The 4,020-nt window shown below is 51.3% G+C and carries 6 protein-coding genes and 2 pseudogenes; all 8 read right to left on the bottom strand.

The annotated features are described in order from the left end of the window. Positions 1–410: pseudogene (locus tag OGY72_RS04285) on the bottom strand (hypothetical protein); the annotation flags it as partial. Positions 411–423: 13 nt separating this feature from the next. Then, positions 424–732, bottom strand: coding sequence for a hypothetical protein (locus tag OGY72_RS04290; protein WP_110497749.1), 309 nt, complete (start codon positions 730–732; stop codon positions 424–426). A 1-nt stretch (position 733) separates the two neighbouring features. Next, positions 734–1,096: pseudogene (locus OGY72_RS04295) on the bottom strand (ead/Ea22-like family protein); the annotation flags it as partial. 101 nt (positions 1,097–1,197) lie between these two features. Next, complete coding sequence (locus OGY72_RS04300; RefSeq protein WP_286547026.1) at positions 1,198–1,479, bottom strand: hypothetical protein; 282 nt, start codon at positions 1,477–1,479, stop codon at positions 1,198–1,200. Beyond that, positions 1,476–2,027, bottom strand: a complete 552-nt coding sequence (locus OGY72_RS04305) for a hypothetical protein (protein WP_286547027.1) — start codon at positions 2,025–2,027, stop codon at positions 1,476–1,478. Before OGY72_RS04305 ends, OGY72_RS04300 begins: the two co-directional genes overlap by 4 nt. Further along, positions 2,024–2,335 (bottom strand): hypothetical protein, encoded by a 312-nt coding sequence (locus tag OGY72_RS04310; protein ID WP_216144107.1) that lies wholly within the window; start codon positions 2,333–2,335, stop codon positions 2,024–2,026. The genes OGY72_RS04305 and OGY72_RS04310 overlap by 4 nt, the downstream gene beginning before the upstream one ends. Positions 2,336–2,353: 18 nt before the next feature. Beyond that, positions 2,354–3,103: an ATP-binding protein gene (locus OGY72_RS04315; protein ID WP_038641077.1), complete on the bottom strand. Its 750-nt coding sequence runs from the start codon at positions 3,101–3,103 to the stop codon at positions 2,354–2,356. A 2-nt stretch (positions 3,104–3,105) separates the two neighbouring features. After that, positions 3,106–4,020: DnaT-like ssDNA-binding domain-containing protein (locus OGY72_RS04320; protein ID WP_286547030.1), on the bottom strand; the 915-nt coding region annotated here is incomplete at its 5' end.

Below are 4,020 nucleotides of genomic sequence, written 5' to 3' on the forward strand. Positions count from 1 at the left end.
GCGTTCCAGCCCTCCCACATCCTAACGAAATCATGGGCTAACCATGCGGAATATGCCGTTACTGCATATCCGGTACCGCAGCGGGTGACATGCTTCGGCATTTTGAATGTTCGCTCGAATGCATCTCGCGGATCTTCATCCGGCACTACCGGCGCTCTCGGCTTGCCCTGGCTATCTGACGGCGCTAACGGAGCGTTTCTCAGTACAGTGGCCAGCATTTCAATATCTACTGGTGCAGGCTCAGCACCAAATGCCGCAATAGCCCCATCAATAACCTTCACAGCATCAGCCATTGCGTAGCCGAGATTCCCGCCGTCGCTTTGTGCTGCTGCTTTGCTGAGTATTTCGCTTATCTGGTGCAGGCGATTGAGTGATACAGGACCGTGCGCTGGGTGGTTGTTAGTTGTCATGGGTTAGTCCTCCTTAATCCCATTGCAAAACTGATGCGAAATATGCACCGCGACACGGCGAATCACGAGGATGATGCCAGCCTGAATAGCCATCCTGACCACCTATTGGGCTAACTTTGTACCAGCACTGATAATAGCGGGCGCTACTTGCAAAATCAGCCGCACCATCCGAGTCGATTACATCTTGGGACACAGAAGCCTGAATTATTTCCGCTTCCGTATAATCGCCGCGCATAACGATGAATCGCGCATCTTCCGAGCAAAGATAATCACATGAACCGTCATGTTTACCTTTTGTGGTAGGTTTGATTAATTTATCCATCTCACTCCCCCTTCACGCCAATGCCAGCGGCGGCACGTTCGGCTTCACTTTGTTCCCAAAACCACTTGTGAAGCGCCATAAGCTCTTCGTCAATCGGTGCATATTTGCGGTCAAAGTAGGCCTGAGCATCTTTCTCAGATTCATCCGGCAATTCTCCAGGGCCAAACAGCGTGTTATAAATCCATGCCAAACCATTCTTCGCGTCGCCAGTTGCCTGCCATTCAATAATCGCAGCCTGCATGACCAGAATGTTTTTCCCGATTAACAGGTCCAGTTCTTTGTGTCGGTTTCGGATGTATGCATTCTCGCTCTGTAATTCAGCATTGCGCTTCTCTGCGGCTTCCAGCTCATCCAGCAGCGCCAGATAATCAGAATGTCTGACATACCCGCCGTCAGCCCACTCCATCATGTCTACACCATAGTTTGTATAGCGTTGCACCTGACGAGCCTGTTTGTTGAGTGCTGTCATTGAGCTGCCTCCGTATTCTTCCGGGCAATGAATCTCGGAACCTGCTCCATTTCAACTGCGAATATGCCAACGCTATTACCATCGACGAAAAGCTCAATATCCATAGGCCACGAAGATTCCCATCCATCATGGTTTTCGAAATAATCAAGAGCTGCGTCTTGCGCTAAGCTCTCGAGATACCATTCATTCGTGGATTCATCGATGTTTTGCGGATCGAGAAAGTACGCATCATCAGGGAATTCACCCTCGTCAATCACTACATACTGGATAGTGCTCATGCTGCACCGCCTTTGCGAAGTTGGGCGGCGAACTCATCAACCGCATCCGCTAGAGAACGGTAGTAAGATTTAGCCTCGACAAATACGGAATTTTCCTCACCGCAAAACTTCAAGAATCCTTCCACACCCTGCGCCCGCACTTCAGCCAGGAACGCGTCGGTGGCTGGGATTTCCATCGCAGCCTTCAGCACATCGACATACCAATCGACATAGCGGTAATCCAGCATGCCGTCAGATTGTTCAATCCACATGTCCTCAGCAGTGGCGAACTCAGCTGCTTTTTTCAGCACCGCATTCTCCGCCGCCAGCTCCCTGCACTTGCTCTCGGCGTTAGCGAGCTGTACTGCCATGTCTGTGACTTCAGCTTCAAGGTTTTCAGTGTATTCAATCAGGAGATCGATTCTTTCCGGCGTTACGGTTTTAACGTATTTGCAAATCGATGACGCATAATTATCATCCTGGAGTGTGCCAGCCAGGCCATTACAAAATTTGCGGTTCCCTTTTGTCGCCTTGATATCGGCGATGATTTTTTTAACGTCTGGTTTCATGCTGAGGCTCTCCCGTAAAACGCCAGTACACGCTGCATAGCCGGACTTGTACGGCATACTGATGTGACCATGTTTTTGCTCATGTTCGATTTGAGCTGCTTGATGTTCAGCTCCCCGCCGGGCTGAAACATGTAGACAGGGCGATGCGGTTCGCCAGTGCGGATTACTACCGCTCTGCGTACCAGGTGAAGCAGTAGGTTATGTGACTTCTTGCAGTCGCATCCCAGCAGATTCTGAACCTGACGCGGCGTGATGGTCTGGTTAACCCGAAGGTAATCGACAATTGCCCACAGTGATTTGCTTGCCATGGTGATTTGCCCTCGAAGTTATTTAACGATCCGGAGATGGCTAACGTTCTTGCGATAGCTGCCCCAGTCAAAGTTCACCCACACCCCGCCATCCATCTGGAGACGGTCGATAACTCGCGCACCCAACGCCCCGAGAAGCTCGTCGTGGTTCAGGTTTGTCAGGATCCCTACCGGACGCATCGACGACAGGCGACGGTCGATAACCTGATTCAGAATGACTTTCTCGCCGTTGCTTCCGCGTTGAATACCGACCTCATCCAGCACCAGCAGATCGACTTTGCAGAGATCATCCAGAAGTGAAGCTTCTGACTGGCCACCGTCGTAGCACTCGCGAACGCGCAGCATCAGGTCAGGGATTGTCACTACCAGTACGCTATGCCCGCCAGAAAGCAGATGATTTCCGATTGCCGCAGCGAGATGGTTTTTCCCGGTACCAGGACCACCGCTAAACACGAAGCTCGCGAACCCAGCACCGAAATTCTGTGCGTAGCTCTTTGCCATCGTGAAGGCTTTGCGCTGCCCTTCCCCGGATACATGGTAATTCGCGAAAGTGCACCTGCGGTGCAGGCTTTGAATTCCTGAGCGACCGAAAATTTTCTCTGTCCGGGCTTTCTGATTCAGCCTGTCCAGTTCTTCACACCGCTTCAGGCCTTCTTCCCTCTGCCATGCCAGCAGCTCTGCCGCGCTGGTGAACTTCGGCTGAACTCCTGGCGGAATGAGTTTCTTCAGGCGCTCAAGAGCGCTGCCAGAATTAACAATGTTTTTCACCGTTACCCCCTGAACCCGGTCGGGATGGTTTTATCTGGCTCAGAAATTCGGTTGGGATCTCGCTGTCCAACATGGACGGTCCTTTGGCCGTGACCACGCGATTGCAACAGACTGTTGGCAAAGGTCTGCTCCCAAGCCAACTGGTGTTTAACCTTGCCGTCAGGTATCCAGTAATCACGGAATTGCTGAAGTTCTTCAGCGGTGTAACCCGGCTCAGTGCCGACGTTCTTACCCCAGAGCGCAGCCTGACGCACGAAGTCTGGAGACGGGGTCCATGAGTCAGTGATCGGAAATTTACCCAATGGGCCAAAATCCAGACCGGGCCCAAAATCCTCGTTCTGAGGTTTGGGAGGGATAGCTGGCAGAGGTGGGTGATTTCCAGAAATATCATCCCCAGAATGACTTCCGCCCGCGCGTTCTCTCTCTGGGTTTAGATCTTCTCTTCTCTTCTCTTCTCTGTGGTTACGCGTTACGTTATTAGTAACGTTACTCGTTACGTTACTTTCCTGGAGTTTTTTCCGTTCACGAAACTCCTTCTGGCGCTGCGCATTTGTCTTGGCCGTAGCTGAGCGCATATCACCTGACGTATTGTATTCATTGAAGTTTGGAAGAATGACGCAGTTATTCTCCGCATCATAAATGGCCCAGCCTACGGTTGATAATTCAGCCCCAAAACCGGGTACTCCGACAATATCATCGATATCAGACAGGTCTGCATTTTCAAATACACCGTTACGCGAGTGTTCATTTGCCGCAGACCAAAACGCTACTAGTAACGACACCGTAACGTTACGGGTTACGTTACGCGTTACAACGTCTGATAACGTGGTGTTATGCGAAAGTGTGAACATTTTTCCCACCTCCGGTGAACGCTCCAGTATTCGCGCAATTCCGTTCACCTTCGGGCTGGTGACCAG

This window comes from Citrobacter sp. Cpo221 (genome assembly GCF_030332345.1).
Classification (GTDB): domain Bacteria; phylum Pseudomonadota; class Gammaproteobacteria; order Enterobacterales; family Enterobacteriaceae; genus Citrobacter; species Citrobacter portucalensis.